Source organism: Streptosporangium sp. H16 (genome assembly GCF_051918855.1).
In the GTDB taxonomy this organism is placed as follows: Bacteria; Actinomycetota; Actinomycetes; order Streptosporangiales; family Streptosporangiaceae; genus Streptosporangium.
Genome location: NZ_JBPXMD010000009.1, coordinates 148,859 through 164,668, shown reverse-complemented (window position 1 = coordinate 164,668; position 15,810 = coordinate 148,859). Strand labels below are relative to the sequence as shown.

11 protein-coding genes are annotated in these 15,810 nt (G+C 73.3%); all 11 read left to right on the top strand.

Features of this window, described 5'->3' with window-relative positions:
* The first annotated feature begins 184 nt into the window (after positions 1-184).
* The 11 genes from ACTOQ2_RS17505 (at position 185) to ACTOQ2_RS17455 (ending at position 15,663) form a co-directional block, all read left to right on the top strand.
* Positions 185-1,051 carry a conjugal transfer protein gene (locus ACTOQ2_RS17505; RefSeq protein ID WP_440100592.1) on the top strand — a complete coding sequence of 289 codons (867 nt, stop codon included), beginning with the start codon at positions 185-187 and terminating at the stop codon, positions 1,049-1,051.
* Positions 1,052-1,202: 151 nt separating this feature from the next.
* Positions 1,203-1,478, top strand: a complete 276-nt coding sequence (locus ACTOQ2_RS17500; protein ID WP_329093688.1) for a hypothetical protein — start codon at positions 1,203-1,205, stop codon at positions 1,476-1,478.
* A gap of 47 nt (positions 1,479-1,525) precedes the next feature.
* Positions 1,526-4,204: a TcpE family conjugal transfer membrane protein gene (locus ACTOQ2_RS17495; RefSeq protein ID WP_440100591.1), complete on the top strand. Its 2,679-nt coding sequence runs from the start codon at positions 1,526-1,528 to the stop codon at positions 4,202-4,204.
* 23 nt (positions 4,205-4,227) lie between these two features.
* Positions 4,228-4,500 carry a hypothetical protein gene (locus ACTOQ2_RS17490; RefSeq protein WP_440100590.1) on the top strand — a complete coding sequence of 91 codons (273 nt, stop codon included), beginning with the start codon at positions 4,228-4,230 and terminating at the stop codon, positions 4,498-4,500.
* A complete protein-coding gene (locus tag ACTOQ2_RS17485) occupies positions 4,497-6,989 on the top strand; it encodes an ATP-binding protein (RefSeq protein ID WP_440100589.1) in 2,493 nt (830 codons plus the stop codon). Before ACTOQ2_RS17490 ends, ACTOQ2_RS17485 begins: the two co-directional genes overlap by 4 nt.
* Before the next feature lie 68 nt (positions 6,990-7,057).
* Entirely contained in the window at positions 7,058-9,520 is a 2,463-nt protein-coding gene (locus ACTOQ2_RS17480; RefSeq protein WP_440100588.1) for a type IV secretion system protein, read from the top strand.
* A gap of 2 nt (positions 9,521-9,522) precedes the next feature.
* A complete protein-coding gene (locus tag ACTOQ2_RS17475; RefSeq protein ID WP_440068373.1) occupies positions 9,523-10,191 on the top strand; it encodes a hypothetical protein in 669 nt (222 codons plus the stop codon).
* 145 nt (positions 10,192-10,336) lie between these two features.
* On the top strand, positions 10,337-11,434 hold the full coding sequence (locus tag ACTOQ2_RS17470) for a C40 family peptidase (protein WP_440100587.1): 1,098 nt from the start codon (positions 10,337-10,339) through the stop codon (positions 11,432-11,434).
* 14 nt (positions 11,435-11,448) lie between these two features.
* On the top strand, positions 11,449-11,862 hold the full coding sequence (locus ACTOQ2_RS17465) for a (deoxy)nucleoside triphosphate pyrophosphohydrolase (protein WP_440068378.1): 414 nt from the start codon (positions 11,449-11,451) through the stop codon (positions 11,860-11,862).
* A gap of 128 nt (positions 11,863-11,990) precedes the next feature.
* The gene (locus ACTOQ2_RS17460; RefSeq protein ID WP_440100586.1) at positions 11,991-14,069 is read left to right on the top strand and encodes a hypothetical protein; all 2,079 of its coding nucleotides are present in this window, start codon (positions 11,991-11,993) and stop codon (positions 14,067-14,069) included.
* 118 nt (positions 14,070-14,187) lie between these two features.
* Positions 14,188-15,663 carry a hypothetical protein gene (locus tag ACTOQ2_RS17455; RefSeq protein ID WP_440100585.1) on the top strand — a complete coding sequence of 492 codons (1,476 nt, stop codon included), beginning with the start codon at positions 14,188-14,190 and terminating at the stop codon, positions 15,661-15,663.
* Positions 15,664-15,810: the final 147 nt, after the last annotated feature.

Below are 15,810 nucleotides of genomic sequence, written 5' to 3'. Positions count from 1 at the left end.
GATTGACGCGAGCGGAGGCGTGATGGCTCGAAGGTCGACGGTCCAGCGTGATCCTCGGATCGCTGGCGACCCTGAGCTGTCGGCATACCCGGACTTTCCCGACGATTCCGATCTCGATCGCGCTCCGGCGCGCGGGCGGGGCGCGTCGCGCGGACGCTGGTCCGGTGGAGGCGGTCGCTGGCTGGTGTGGACCGGCCGTGCCGTGCTCTGGGCGCTGATCATCGTCATCGTGGTGAACGGGGTCCGCGCGCCCTTCGAGCGCTTCACCCAGCAGAACGCCCCCTCCGGCGCGGTGTCCGTGCCGGACGGCGGATTCCCCACGGCCCAGGCGTCCGTCTTCGCGGCCCAGTTCGCCGAGGTCTACCTGAACTTCGACGGGGCCCGCCTCTCGGAGAGGGAGTCGAGACTCGCCCCCTACCTGCCCGAGGGCGCCGAGGCGCAGTTCGGCTGGGACGGTTTCGGCAGGATGAGCGCTGGAGCGGTGCAACCGTACGGGATCGAGGTCGTCGACGCCGACAACGCCGTCGTCACCGTCGCCTACCAGTCGGATGACCGCCGCCAGCTCCTGTCGGTGCCCGTTCACCACGACCGGGCCGCGAAGAGGTTCGTCGTCGCCGGGCGTCCGGGCATCCTGCCCGCGCCGAGGGTGGCCGACCTGCCGCCCAAGGCCGCGCCCGAGCGCGACCGGGCCGCGGAGCAGGAACTGCGCACCACGCTGGAGGACTTCTTCAGGGCGTACGCGGGTGACACCACCGCGCTGCAGCAGTACGCCGACGCCGGGGTCACCCTGCAGGGGTTCGGCGGCGCGTTCACCTTCCAGCAGCTCAAGGACTTCATGGTGCCCCTCGCAGGGGGAACCACCCGCAAGGTGACCGCGACGGTCCTGTGGGGTGTCCCGTCGAAGGCGGAGCCGTCCGCCGAGCCGGAACCCGCCGACCCCGGCCAAACGGGAGGCAAGCTGGAACAGTCCTACTTGCTCACCATGGTCAAGCAAGGCGACAAATGGTTCGTCAAGGACATCCGCGGCGCATACCGATCCGTGGCGGGGTAACGCATGATCGAATGGTGCCGGTCCACGGTGAGCAGACCCCCCCTGATCGATGAGCCGCCGGTCCGGGCCCCCGCGCTTACGCGCCGCGGGCCCGTCGCCGCCCGGCGGGCACGATCGTGAGTACGGAGGACAAGAAGTGATTCTCAAGACCATGCTGCTGAGCGCGATAGAGCTCGCTCAGCCCACAGCTCCTCCGGCGGGCGTCAACACCGAGGGCCTCGCTGACTTCCTCCGCAGCTTCTTCGCCCCGCTCTTCCTGGTCATCGTCTCGGTGGTGGCCCTCTTCTTCCTCTTCACCCGTGAGATCACCAGGTTCGTCCAGTTCATCATCCTGGCGATCGCCATCGGAGTGATCTTCTACGTGCCGAACATCATCGAGGTGACTGCCAAGGCGATCGCGGGCGCACTGGGCATCTCGGGGGGTTGAGACCGGGTTCGAACGGTCAAACAAGGAGAGGCGGAGAGGAGGATCACGTGGATCTGCCCACGTACACCAATATCTGGAGGATCGAGAAGCGGCTCTACAAGCTGTACGACCTACGGCTGCCGATGCCGCTCCCGATCGTCTGGATCGGTGGGTTCGTGGGAGTGCTGGCCCCGTGGTCGCTGCTTCTCTACCTGCTCGGCCTGCCCTTCGCCGCCCCCTGGCACGTGCTCTACCTGGTGCCGCCCGGTGTCGTCACCTGGCTCTCCACCCGGCCGGTGATCGAGAGCAAGAGGCTCACCGAGCTGCTCCAGTCGCAGGCCCGCTACGTGGGGGAGCCGCGCACCTGGTGCCGGATGGCCCCTCTCTCCGAGCCCGCCGAGGTCACGCTGACCGGCCGGATCTGGCGGGCCGCGCCGCAGCACGCGGCCGTACGGGTGAAGGCGTCGCGCAAGGCCAGGCACGCCCAGTCCAAGCGCGCCGCCGCCCGCTCGCGCGAGGTGCGTCCCGCCGTGGCCGCCGCCGCGGCGGCCGCCGCCACCGCTCCGGTGGCCCGCGAGCGCGTCGCCTGGGCCGAGGTCCACGCCCCCCGCCAGGGCACCGCCCCGGCTCTCGGCCGACCCTCGGCCGTCGAGGCGCCTCGGGCCGTCGAGACTCCCTGGGCCGTTGAGACGCCCCCGGTCGCCGTCCCCACCGTCCTCCCGACGCCTTCCGCGCCTCCCGCGCCGCGCGCGCCCCTGCCCGTCGTGTCGTCCCTCTCGGTGCCCGTCGCGACCCCGACCTCCGATCTCGCCGAGCCGGGGACCGCCTCCGAGATTCCCGCCTCCAAAGCCTCCAAGGACTCCGGGGCCTCCGAGACCGCCGCGTCCACCGAGGACGCCGGGTCCGTGCCCGGTGCGCCGGTCGCGGGCTCGGTCTCTGGGCCGTCCGCCGACCGCTTCACCGGACGGTCCGGGGAGCGGGCGGAACGTGTTCCGGCGGCCGGATCAGCCGAGGGGCAGGTGAGCGATTCGAGGGACGAGGCCCCGGCGGCGTCCGGCGCGACCGCGGCTCCGGCCGCTCCCATCGGCACCGAGGCGCTGCGGCGCCTGCGCAAGCTCGCGGCCTCCGCCGAGGCCCAGCGCGCCGCCACCGCCCCGATCGCGCCTTCCGCGTCGACCGCCCCGGCCGCGCCTCCCGGGTCGACCTCGCCGGTCGCGCCCCCCGAGGTGATCGCGTCCGCAGCGCCCGCAGCGCCCGCAGCGCCCGCAGCGCCCGCAGCGCCCTCCGAGACCGTCGCCCCCACCCCGAAGCCTTCGGCCCGGCAGCGGCCGGAGGCCCCGGCCGTGCCGCCGCCCTCGGTTCCCGAGCCGCCTCGGGTGCAGGCGCCCGCCCCGGCCCGTGCGGTGCCCGCCGAGCGGCCGGCCGTCGTGCCCGACCCCGCCCAGAAGCCCTCCGCCCCGGCCGTTCCGTCCTTCGTGCCGAGGTTCGTCGGACCGGCGCCGATCGGGCACCGCGCCGCGGAGGCGGCCGGGCTCCCGCAGGACAGGCAGGACGAGGAGAGCGCGCGGCTCCAGCACCGCAAGGGGCAGCCCGCGCCGATCGGGCGGCCGTCCGGCACGTCGCAGGCGTGGCCGCCGGAGAGGAACGCGGGCGCGCAGGGAGGGCCCGGTGCCCCCGCGGGTACCGGCATCCAGGGAGGCGTCCAGGGAAGCGGCATGTCGATCCGCGCGGTCCCGTCGGGATCGGCCACGGCGGATCCGGTCACCCCCGCGGTGCCGGTGACCGGTTCCCCGCGCGGCGAGGCCGAGACCAGGGTCCGCCGGGTGGAGTCGGTGGTCGGCCGGGATTCCTCCGGCGGCTGGCGGCGGCTCGCCCAGGTGGTGATCGGACCCGGCGGCGGTGGCCGTACGGACGGTTCGGAGATCGACGAGGCGCGGGCCAGGGCGGTGTTCAGCGGCAGCCGCCGGGTGGTGGTCCTGGGATGCACCGGCGGTGCCGGGCAGACCACGACCGCGCTCATGCTCGGCCACACCCTCGCCCGTTACCGGGAGGACCGGATTCTCGCGGTCGACGCCAGCACCGGCTCCCACGCCCTGTCCGGCAGGATCCAGGGCGAGTCGCCCGAGACCCTGAGCTCCCTGCTCTCCGGGCTCGACAACGTCCAGGGATACCTCGGCATGCGCGCCTACACCAGCCGCTGCGCCTCGGGGCTGGAGGTCCTCGCCGGAGACAGCGACGCCGGCGCCGAGCAGCGCCTGTCGGACCGCACGCTCTTCTCCGACCGGCGGCTCGGCCAGGCGATGGACATGCTCGACCGGCACTACAAGACGATCGTCGTGGACCCGGCGGCGGCCCTGGCCGCGCGGGTCCTCCCCTACGCCGATCAGCTCGTCCTCGTCGTCCCGGCCAGCGAGGACGGGCCGGACGCGGTGGCCATGACCTACGAGTGGCTCGACGGGCACGGCTGCGCCGACCTGCGCCACCGGGCGGTCATGGTCGTCAACGGGGTGAGCCGCCGCAGCATGGCCGACGTGGAGCAGGCGGAGGCGGTCGCGCGGGGCAGGTGCCGGGCGATCGTCCGGGTTCCCTGGGAGGACGCGCTGGCCCCCGGCAGGGCCGATCGGGTGGAACCGTCCCACCTGAGGGCACCGGGCCGCCGGGCGTACCTCGCCCTGGCCGGTGTCGTCGTGGCGGGCTTCGGAACGGTTCAGGCGGGTCGACCCAGCGAGGAGGAACTAGCCCAGTGATCCCCCGGGCGCGAGGAGATGTGGTGAACGGGCGAGACGAGGTGCAGGTGGTGAGCGGGCAGGCCGGCGTCCGGGTGAGCGGGTCGGACCGGGCGCGGGTGAACGGGCCGTACGAGGTTCGTACGGCCGGGCCGGGCTGGGCCGGACCGGAGCAGGCCGGTACGGGCCGCTTTGGCCGGGCTCGTCAGGGCGGGCCGGGTGAGGCGCGGGCGAGCGGGTGCGACGGGATCCGGGCCGGCGAGGGGTCCGGAGGCCGCGGAGGCGGGGCCGCGCGAGCGGTGGGGGAGGGGCTGTGAGCCGCGCCTCCCGGACGCGCAGCCGCCTGGCCGTCCGATACTTCGACGATCGGATCCTGCTGACCGACTCGGCGGTCTGGGCCTATTTCAGGCTTCCCACCGTGAGCTACGAGTTCATCACCCCCGAGGAGCGGGAGGCGCTGGCCACCAACATCACGATCGCGCTGGCCGCCATCCGCATGCCCGACGCCGAGGTCCACCTGCGCGTGGCGCACCGCACCTACCCCGCCGCCGAGTGGGCGATGGCGCTGAACGCCACCTCCGACGAGGGGCCGGGCTGGCGCGACTACCTGGAGGACATGTACCGCCACGTCTGGGCCAAGGACTTCTGGACCAAGGAGGTCTACCTCGGCGTGCGGCTCGGCACGCGCGGGCGGCAGCTGGGCACCGGGGTCCTCTCGCAGCTCTTCGGCTTCTACCAGCGAAGCGAGAAGGCCCTGGGCATCGAGGACGACCACGTCCCCAAGGCGGAGATCGCCAAGTGGTCCGAGCAGGCGGAGCGGCTGGGCAGGGCGCTGTCCGCCAGCGCGCTGTACGCCAGGCACGCCACCTCCGTCGAGCTCGCCTGGCTCTTCCAGCACGCCACGACCGGGTCCCTCGGCGACCCTCCGGCCTCGGCGAGCCCCAAGCGCCGGTGGGGGCAGGGGGAGATCGAATCCCTCGTCGAGGGGCAGATCCACAACGGCAGGGCGCTGCTGCGCATCGAGCAGCCGCAGGGCGACTCCTACGTGGCGCACATGTCCTTCGCCCGCTTCCCCGACCTCATGCCCTTCCCCGACGGCGAGCCGTGGATGCACTTCGCCGACCAGCTGCCCTTCCCCGTGGAGATCAGTTCGAGGATGCGGCTGATCCCGCCGGTCAAGGCGAGCAAGGACGTGGCGCGCAAGCTCGCCCACGCCCGCGACATGGACATCCACATCCGCGAGGCGGGCGCGGAGGCGCCGCTGGCCCTGGCCGAGCAGATCGACGCGGCCCGGATGCTGGAGCACGGCATCACCAAGGAGCGCCTGCCGTTCGTGTACGGCTGGCACCGCCTGATCGTGTCGGCCCCGACCGAGGAGATCTGCGTGCAGCGGGTCGAGGCGGTCGTGGAGCACTACCGCGACATGGGCATCGACATCGTCAACTCCACCGGCGACCAGTTCTCGCTGTTCTGCGAGACGCTGCCGGGAGAGCGGGTCCGGGTCAACGCCTACGCGCAGCGGCAACCGCTGCGCACCATCGCGGGCGGCATGGCCACCGCCACCGTCGACCTGGGCGACCGGGTGGACGAGAGCGCCTCGGGCTGGATGGGCCCGTACGTCGGGGAGACCCTGGGCCGGGCCCGCAGCATCGTGCACTTCGACCCGCTGGTGGCGGCGACGCGCAACCGGCCGACGGCCATCGCCATCACCGGCGAGCCCGGCGGCGGCAAGACCACGCTGGCCCTGCTGATGATCTACCAGATGGCGCTGCGCGGGGTGACGGTCGCGGTCATCGACCCCAAGGGCGACGCCGACTCGCTGGTGCAGTTGCTGAAGAAGCGGGGCAGGAAGGCGCGGATCATCCCCCTGGGCTCGGCGGCTCCCGGCCTGCTTGACCCGTTCTCGTTCGGCGACGACCTGGCGGCCAAGAAGACGATGGCCACCGAGACCCTGCGTCTGCTGCTGCCTCGCATGTCGGAGGAACGCGAGTCGGCGATGATCCAGGCGGTCGCCGCGGTGTCCAACGCCGAGGACCCGTCGCTGGGCAAGGTCGTCGACTACCTGGAGCGGACCGAGGACGCCGCCTCCAAGAACCTGGGCGCGGTGCTCCGCTCCATGTCGGACATGCATCTGGCCAGGCTCTGCTTCGACCCCTCGGGCGGCGACCAGATCGACACCGAGGGCTGGACCACGGTCTTCACCCTGGGCGGCCTGACGCTGCCCGACGCCTCCACCGGCCGCGACGACTACTCGTACGAGCAGAGGCTGTCAGTGGCGCTGCTCTACCTCGTCGCGCAGTTCGCGCGGGGTCTGATGAACGGCCTGGACCGGCGGACGCCCAAGGCGATCTTCCTGGACGAGGCGTGGGCGATCACCTCCACCCCCGAGGGCGCCAAGCTGGTGCCCGAGGTCAGCCGGATGGGCCGCTCCCGCAACACGGCGCTGGTCCTGGTCTCGCAGAACGCCGGAGACCTGCTGAGCGAGCAGGTGACCAACTGCCTGTCGTCGGTCTTCGCGTTCCGCTCCACGGAACGGGTCGAGGTGGAGCACGTGATGGCGCTGCTCGGGGTCGAACCGTCCGAGGAGCACAAGGCGGTGCTGCGCTCGCTCGGTAACGGCGAATGCGTCTTCCGGGATCTGGACGGTCGCGCGGGCCGTATCGGGGTGGACCTGATCTCGGATGAGCTGCTGCGCTGGCTGGACACGAATCCGACCCACGACAAACCCGACGAGAAAGTGCATGATCTTCCTGGGGGCGACAGAGTCGGTAGGCCGGGGGCTGCGGCGCTGGAGGTGCGGTCATGAAAGGCTCCCGCAAGGGGCTTGAGGGCTCTAGAGAGAGACGGTCCCTCAAGGGGCCGAAAGGGCTTGGCGTGCCCGGTGGGCTTCGTGGGCTTCGTGGGCCTCGCGAGGCGACGGGCTCCCGCGAGAGGGGTTCCCGCAGGGGACGGCTGGGCAGGCGGATCGCCATCGGGCTGGTGGCGCTGGCCGCCTTCCTCGCGCTGCCGCTGGTGTTCCCCGCCGACACGTCCACGGCCGTCGCCGCGGCTCCCTGCGACATGTCTCCCGACCTGTCCCCGGACATGGTCGCCGGAGGCGTCGACGGCCTGATCCAGCCGCCGCTCCCCGACGCCGCCCAGCCGGGCGCCCCGGCGGCACAGCCCCCGGCGGTCCAGGGCAACTACGCGACGTACGGCATGAGCGGCCAGTTCTGGCACACCCACCTGCTCGGCTGCGACGACATCGCGGCGGTGATGGGCAACGCGATGGCCAACACGGTCTTCCTGTGGGCCAAGGCGCTGGACCGGCTGACCATCACGACCTACCAGGCGGCGGCCACCGAGGGCCCGCTGGAATCGATCAAGAACGTCGTCGACGACATGGTGGTCCGCCTGGCCGACGCCATGTACTGGCCGTACCTGCGGCCGCTGGTGATCCTCGGCGCCATCTGGCTGGCCTGGTACGGGCTGATCCGCAAGCGCGCCACCACCACCGCCGAGGGCGTCATCTGGATGGTCCTCGCGGTCACCGTGGCGGTCTGGTTCTTCAGCCGCCCCGGCGATCTCACGGGGCTGGGCAAGGTCGTCACCGACAAGACCGGCGAGGTGGTCAACTCCGCCTTCTCCGGGCTCCCCGGCGCGGGCGGGACCTCCTGCCTGCCGGCCAAGGGCGACGCCAACCCGCAGGTCAAGAGCGGCGGGTACGGCCAGAGCGGCGTGCCCGGCGTCGAGCAGAACTCCGACGCGCTCTGGTCCACCCTGGTCTGCAAGCCGTGGCTGATGGGCCAGTTCGGCACGGCCGACGCCGACGCCCCCATCATCAAGGTGTTCGGCGCGAAACTGCTGGAGATCCAGACGATCGACGCGGCCGAGATGAAGGCCGAGCAGATGCCGGAGGCGAACTCCCACCAGGCACGATATGAGACCGAGGTCGCCGACAAGCTGCAGAACACGCCGGTCTTCCCCCTTTTCCAGGGCAAGGACTGGACGAGCCGCCTGGGGGTCGCGATCGGCGCCCTCATGGCCGCGGTGGTCGCGGGACTGCTGATCTTCCTGGTGGCGGTCTCGCTGCTGGTCCTCAAGGTCGGCTTCCTGCTGCTGCTGATCCTCGCGCCGGTCTTCCTGCTGATCGGCGTCCATCCGGGATCCGGGCGGATCATCGCCATGCGCTGGGTGGAGATGCTGATAGGCACCCTGCTCAGACAGGCCGTGCTCGCCCTCGTCCTCGGCGTGCTCGTGTACGGCTACGCCCTGATCATCTCCACGGCGATGCCGTGGGGCATGCAGGTCATGTTCATGGCGATCCTGACGATCGCGGTGTTCTTCTACCGGCGGCCGTTCCAGCACCTGTTCTCGTCCATGGACGGGCACACGCTCACCACCCGGATGCTCGGCGATGCGGCGACCGCGCCGACCCTGCAGCGGGCCGCGTCCGTGCTGCCGCCGGTCGCGGCGGCCAGGGCGGGCCGGTGGGGCATGCGCAAGGCCGAGCCGATGCTGCAGGCGGCCGCGATGGCCGGCGGAGCCTCCGTCGGCGCGGCGGCGGCCGCCTCGGTCGCCCAGGGCAGGGTCCGCGGCGAGGACGGCGGTGCCACGCCGGCCACACCGTCGGGCACCCGGGTCCCGGCGGGCGCGCAACCGGCTCCGCTCGACACCGACTCCCAGGCTGCCGGGCGGCGCAGGGGCACCGGCAGGCCGGTCACCGCGGCCCGCCCCGGCGCGGCGCCGCCGCTCAACCTCTCCGGAGCCGGTACGGGAGGCGGCGCGCCCCCCACCAGGTCCGGAGGTTCCTCCGGGCGCGGCTCGGGCGGCTCGGCCGGCTCGGGCGGGTCGAGCGGCTGGTTCGGCGGCCGTTCCGGCGGCTGGGCCCCGCAGGGAGGCTCGGGCGGCCGGTCCTCCTCGGGCGGCGGGTCCTCCTCGGCGGGCAGGTCGTCCGGTGCGCCGGCGGTCAGGCCCTCGGCGCCCTCGGCGGGCAGGTCCTCGGGTTCCTCCGGTTCCTCGGGGGGCGGTCGCTCGGGCACGAGCATCTTTGGCGGCGGCTCCTCCCGGGGCTCCTCGGGTTCCGGCTCCTCGCGGGGCGGCTCCGGCTCGGGATCGCGTAACGGCGGCGGGTCCTCGCGTGGCTCCTCGGGCTCCTCAGGCTCCGGCGGGAGCATCTTCGGCGGCGGTGGCTCCTCGCGTGGCTCCTCGGGCTCGGGTGGTTCGCGGAACCGGGACTCCGGAGGCAGGTCGTCCGAGGCGCCGCCGCTCTGGATCACCAGGCGGGCGGAGCGCGGCGGGGAGGCCGGTGAGCCGCCGCCGTTCTGGCTGCGCCCGTCCAACCGCGGCAAGGACTGACAATGATCGAGGGAGGCAGCCGGCGGGGAGCCGTCTTCGCGGTGCTGGTCGTGATACTCGCCGCCGTCGGCGTCTACCTGACCATGTGGTCGGACACCGGAGGGGGCCCTGAGGACCGGGCGGAGCCGGCGGGCGTCACCCGTACCGTGGCGGCGGGGCAGGAGCCGGCCGCGGAGCCGGCGCGCCCGGCGGCAACGGCCAGCAACGCGCCCTTCGACGTCTACTCCTACCTGCCGATGACCAAGCAGGAGCTGGCAGCGGCCGCCGACTACGCGCAGCGGTTCACCGCCGAGTACGGCACCTTCAGCTACGACGAGGATCCGGCGGTCTACGGCGACCGTCTCAAGGGATACGTCACGGCGGAGTTCTCGGGGGCGCTGCTGCGGACCGTCACCTCGCCGGGCACCGTCGAGGCGAACAAGGCCGACGAGGTCGTCTCCGTCGGGACGGCGCGCGTGAAGGGGATCCGGCAGATCGACAGCGCCTCGGTGGTCTTCGTGGTCGTCGGCACCCAGAACGTCACGGCCAGGAGCGGGGTGAACGAGAGGACCGCGGAGTACGCCGTCACGCTCATCCAGGTCGGCGCGGAATGGCGGGTCCACGATCTCCAGCCCGCCGACTCCGGCCAGGAGGGGGACGACCAGCCCTTCGAGACCGGCGCGACCGGATGACCGGCGGGATCGCGTACCGGCGCGGCGGGACGGGCGGCGGGGCCGCGTACCGGCGTGACGGGGTCGCGCACGGCTGTGCCGGGACGGGCGGCGGGGCTGCGTACGGGCGAGAGCGGATGCGCTGCGGGACGGGCGGCGAGGTCGCATGAGGGACGGCAAACACCTCCGGCTCGCGCTGATCCTCGGAGTCGCCGGGCTCTGCCTGATCACGCTGATCATGGCGCCGATGATGATGATCAGCAGTTTCCCGTCCTTCCCGTCCGTCACCGGGGAGACGCGGCCCGACTGCGGGGAGGACGCGCGGGCGGCGGAGGACCTGTCGGAGACCGCGACGTCCGACATCCCCGAGGAGTATCTGAAGCTGTACCGCGAGCACGGCCGGAAGATCGGCGTGCAGTGGAACGTGCTCGCCGGGGTGGGCAAGCGCGAGACCAACCACGGCCGCTCCACGCTCCCCGGCGTGCGGAGCGGCACCAACTACGCGGGCGCCGCCGGGCCGATGCAGTTTCTCATCAGCACGTGGGGCGGCAAGGCCAAGATCAAGATCCCGTCCACGTTCAACGGCTACGCCTCCGACGGCGACGGAGACGGCTGGGCCGACGTGTACAACCCGGCGGACGCCATCCTAGGCGCGGCGAAGATGCTGAAGCGGAACGGCGCGCCGGAGGACGTGCGGCGTTCGCTGTTCGTCTACAACCGTGCGTGGTGGTACGTCGACCAGGTCATGGAGATCGCCGGGAAGTACGCCAAGGACGGCGAGGTCACGACCCCGCCCGAGGCGGACGACAGCTGCGACGAGCCCATGCTGGAGGCGGCGCCGACGAGCACGGTGGCCGCGATCCTCGAGTACGCGCTGGCCCAGCGCGGCAAGCCCTACATCTGGGGCGGCACGGGCCCGGCCGGCTACGACTGCTCGGGGATCATCTACATGGCCTACCGGAGCGTCGGCCTGACCATCCCGCGCACCACGTTCGGCCAGTGGCCGTTCGGCCTGGAGATTCCCGAGGGAGAGGAACAGGCGGGGGACCTCGTCTTCTTCAACTCCGGGCCAGGAACCGGCCCAGACCGTCCCGGGCACGTGGGAATGGTGGTCTCTCCGGGCAAGATGGTCGAGGCGAGATGCCGGTTGTGCGGGCCGATCAAGGTCACCACCTACCGGGAGCGCACCGGGATCGTGGGGTTCACCCGGCCGTTGCAACATCCTCAGATCCTCGCGCAGATCAAGGCGCGGGAGCAGGGCTGACAGAATCGGGAGCTATGGAAAAGGTCGTTGTGGGCGCAGCCATCGTCGACGGTGACGGAAAACTGCTCGCCGCCCAGCGTGCCGACCCTCCCGAGCTGGCCGGAGGGTGGGAGCTTCCCGGGGGGAAGGTCGATCCCGGCGAGGACGAGCACACGGCGCTGGTCAGGGAGTGCCAGGAGGAGCTCGGCGTGCTGATCGAGGTGGGCGAGCGGGTCGGCGGCGACTGGGCGCTCGCCGGCGGCTACGTCCTGCGGGTCTGGCTCGCGGTGGTCGCCGAGGGCAAGCCCGAGGCGAGGGAGCACCTGGATCTGCGCTGGCTGGGCGCGGACGAGCTTTACGAGGTGGCGTGGCTCCCCGCGGACCTTCCAATCGTCCGGGCGGTACAAGGTCGTCTCAACGATGGGCAAGGTCGGTTCAATAAGGATTGATCGACTCCGCAACGTGACATAACTGCTACTGGACGTGGCGATGTCGCGTGTCCGTACCCGGGGAACGGAGATATGCGGTGACCGTATGGTGGCGTGGTGCTGGGTTAGTGTCCGCTGTTGGAGCGGGGGTGCTCATTCTCGGATCCACGGGGGTGTACGCCGTCCAGATGGACGAGCCGGCCGCGCCGCCCCTCGACCTGGCCGCCGTCGCCGACACCGGTACGTGGGCGCCGGGAAGCCGCGCCGACCAGGCGATCCGCTTCCGTATCCGCCTGCAGGGACCGGGCTCCGACGCGCGGCTGGCGGTCCTGACGACCCCCGCCGAGGCGCTCGCGGGCATCGAGTGCCCTGAGGAGACCAGGTCCTCGGCACCCGTGCCCAAGGGGGCGGGGGTGTGCGTGATCGGCGCCCTGCCCGCCCGGGGCGGCTCCGTCGACGTGCTGCTCGCCGTGCCGCGGCGCCCGCAGGACGTCACGGTGACCGCCCTGGCCCGGATGAGCGGGCCCGACGGCGAGCCGGTGACGCAGCAGGCCCAGAGCACGATCAAGAGCTCGGACGCGGCGATGCGGCCGGGCGGGGGTGCCGTCGCGTGGCCGGAGACGCTGGAACACGCCCGCGCCGCGAGGGAGGACAGGTCCGCGGGCGCCCGCGGTGTCGGGGCGCCAGGTGCCGCCAGCATGGTCCTCAGGGTTCCCCGGACGGCTGGGGAGGCCGAGGGTGCTCCCCTGGCCGCACCGGGCACCCCGCAGGCCGCAGAGGCACTGAGGGCCGAGCGGCGCACGTCGGCGTTCCTGCTCGATCTTCTCGGAAAGTCGTTCGTCGCCCCGGCCGCGGGGCCGGGTGCGGCGGGTACGGGGGCGAACGGCACTGCCGCGCGTCCCGGCCCGGCGGCTTCCGCGCTTCCCGCCGGGCCGGGAGCGTCGCCGAGGGCCGGCGCGCCGGTGGGCCCGCGGGCGGGTGCGCTTCCCGGGGACGCGGGAGCGACGGGAGGCCCGGCGGCCTCCCACGAGACGGGGATCACCGCGCCGGGCGGGCGGCAGGAGGCAGGATCCCCCGCGGCCGTTCCGGTGGCCCCCGCCCCGGTCCGGGTCCCGGGGGCGGGCGCCGCTCCCGGCCGTCCCGCGGGTCCGGTCACCCCGGGTCTTCCGCCGGAGGGAACGCCGGAGGGAACACGGCTTCCGGACGGCACCGCGGTCCCGGGCGTCACGCCCGAGGCCGGTACCGGCGTGCCCGGTCAGGGACAGGCCGCCGTACCGCCGGAGGGAGTGCCCGCCGCCCCCACGCTTCAGGGACAGAACGGCAGGCACCACTCGGCCGTGGGCTCCCAGACGGGTCGCAAGGCGGCCGGGCGGAAGGCGCGCGGGCAACGGCACGCGGCCGGCCGGTCCGGTGCGCGCGGGCAGGGAGCGGGCCGGTCGGCCCTCCGGCACGCGGGTCCAGACCGGCCGGGTCCCGGCCAGCCGGGGATCGGCCTGTCGATGACCGGCCTGCCCGGGGGGCCGCAGATGGGGCCGGGCCTCCAGGCGCTCGGTCCCGTCCCCCCGGGGGGCGGGCAGAAGATCGCCGGCCGCCCCGGAGCGCGCCGGCCGGTGGTCGGGCCGATGGTCCCCGGCTATCCGGGGGTCGGCGGGCAGCCCGCGATGCCGGGACAGGGCATGGGGCAGCCGATGATGCCGGGCTATCCGGGGATCGGGCAGCCGGGCACGGGACAGCCCGGCGTGCCGCCGCGGGGGGTGGGCGGGCCGATGGGCGGGCCCCTGCCTCCCGGCCACCCCGGAGCGGGTTACCCGGGAGCGGGTCAGCAGCCGGGCGGGCCGCAGATGCCGGGCGCGCAGCAGATGCCGGGCGCGCAGCCGGGTGGGGCGGGAGCGCCGGGTGCGCCGGGGCCCATGATGCCGCCGGTCTCGATGGGAATGGCGGGGGCGGGCCAGATGCCCGGCCTCGTGAACGGCCTCCAGCTGCCGCAGGCGGGTCCCTTCCCCGCCGCGCAGGTGCCCCTTTCGCAGGACCCGCGCCCGCAGGGCGCACCCCTCCCGCAGGACGTCGACGGTCCGAGCGGCCAGGTCCAGCCGGTCGCCGAGTCAAGCCCGCTGCTGACAGGGGTTCGGGGTCTCCCGGCGGTGGGAGCGGCGGTGGGAGCGCTGCTCGGTCTCCTGTGGCTGCAGAGAAGGATCCAGCGCCGCCGCCGGTCGCGACACGTTTTGTAAAACGCGGTTTGCTGTTACTTTTGCCCAACTAGTATTTACTTTGGCGTGTTCATGGTTGATTTCGCGGAGGGCACCGGTGACGCGAGCACGGCGCAGGGCAGCTGTCTCCGCCGTTGTGATGTCCGTGGGACTCAGCGGCGCCGTCCTGCTCGCCCTGGCGCCGCTCACCGGATCCTCCGCGGCCGGCGCGACCGTCAGGGTGGTGGGTGCCACCCCGTCGCAGGTCGAGGGCTGTGACGTCGATCCGGCCGGACCCTGCGAGGAGCCCACGCCGATCGTCACCGTCACGGTCACCGAGGATCCCCAGGGCGGCGGCTCCGAGGAGACCGCGGTGCCGCAGAAGACCGTGACCACCACGATCACCGTCCCGGCGTCGCCGAAGCCCCCCAAGCCTCCCAAGACGTCCTCGGCCCCGCCTCCGCCCCCGCAGGAGACGGCGGTCGTGCCGCCGCCGGTCCAGAACACCACGCCTCCGGTGACCCCGCCCGCCGAGACCCTTCCGCCGGAGAACAACGACCCCCAGTTCCCGCCGACCAGCCCCGAGCCGACCCCGCTTCCCACCGCCACGCCCACGCCGTCGGACACCGCGGCGCTCGACGAGAGCGCCTCCGGCACCTCCGTGTACGAGATCCGCAACGCGGGTTCCGAGTTCGACGGGGCCACGCTGAGCCGCCAGCTCGGCATCCCGGCGCTGATCCTGGTACTGCTGGTGCTGTTCGCCGTCCTGATCTTCGAGGGCAGGCTGCGCCGCCTGGCGCACGCCGCGGCCATCCGCCGGGCCGGTCCGCGCGGGATGGGCCGCGACCCGATGGAGCCGATGGCCTACCCCGGCGGTCCCGGCTACGGTCCCGGCCCCTACCAGGGCGGTACGGCCTACGCGCCGATCATCAGCTTCGTGCCCATGCAGATGTACGCCCCGGTCTACCCGGAGGGCTACACCCCCGAGCGGTACCCCCACGGGTACGACCAGACGACGGCGTACCTGCCCGCGCCCGGCTACGAGCAGCAGCCGGTCGCCGACCACAGTGACCCGCATGACCCGCGCGACCCGTACGACCCGCAGACCGGCCACGTGCAGCCGGGGCGGCCCGGACAGGCACCCTACGGCCCGACGGCCCAGGACGGCTCACCGGCCGCCTTCCAGAGCACCTCGCGGTTCGACTCCGGCGAGGGGCACCTCCCGCAGGGGGCGCCGGAGTTCCCCGGGGCGCCGTTCCCGCAGGAGCCCGCCCGGGGCGATCTGGGAGCCGACGGTCCGCGAGACGACCTCCGGCCGTTCGGCGCCGGTCCCGGTCCCGCTCCCGCTCCCCAGGACGCCTCCGGCCAGGGTCCCTCGGCGGATCGGCCCCTGCCCGCCGGTCCCCAGGACGGCTTCACGCCGTCCGGCCAGGAAACGCGGAGCGAGGCGGGGCGTCCCGCGGGGGAGACGGCCAGGCCCTTCGGGCCCGAGCCGCAGGGCGGTCCCGCCCAGGGCCCGGGTGAGAAGGGTTCCGGCGACCGGCTTCCCGCCGAGCCGACCCCGACGGCGGTCTATCCGCTCCCCGGCCAGGACACCGGCAAGAAGAAGCGCGGCCTCTTCCGCCGTTCCACCTGACCCCGAACGGGCCCGAACGACCGCGAACGATCCTGACCGCCCGGGAGCGATCCCTGCGGCCCGCTCGCGGACGAAGCGGGAAGCAGCGGGCTCAGCGGTGCGGGAACCGGTCTCCGGCGGGAACGGCGCGAGGAAACAACGGGGTGA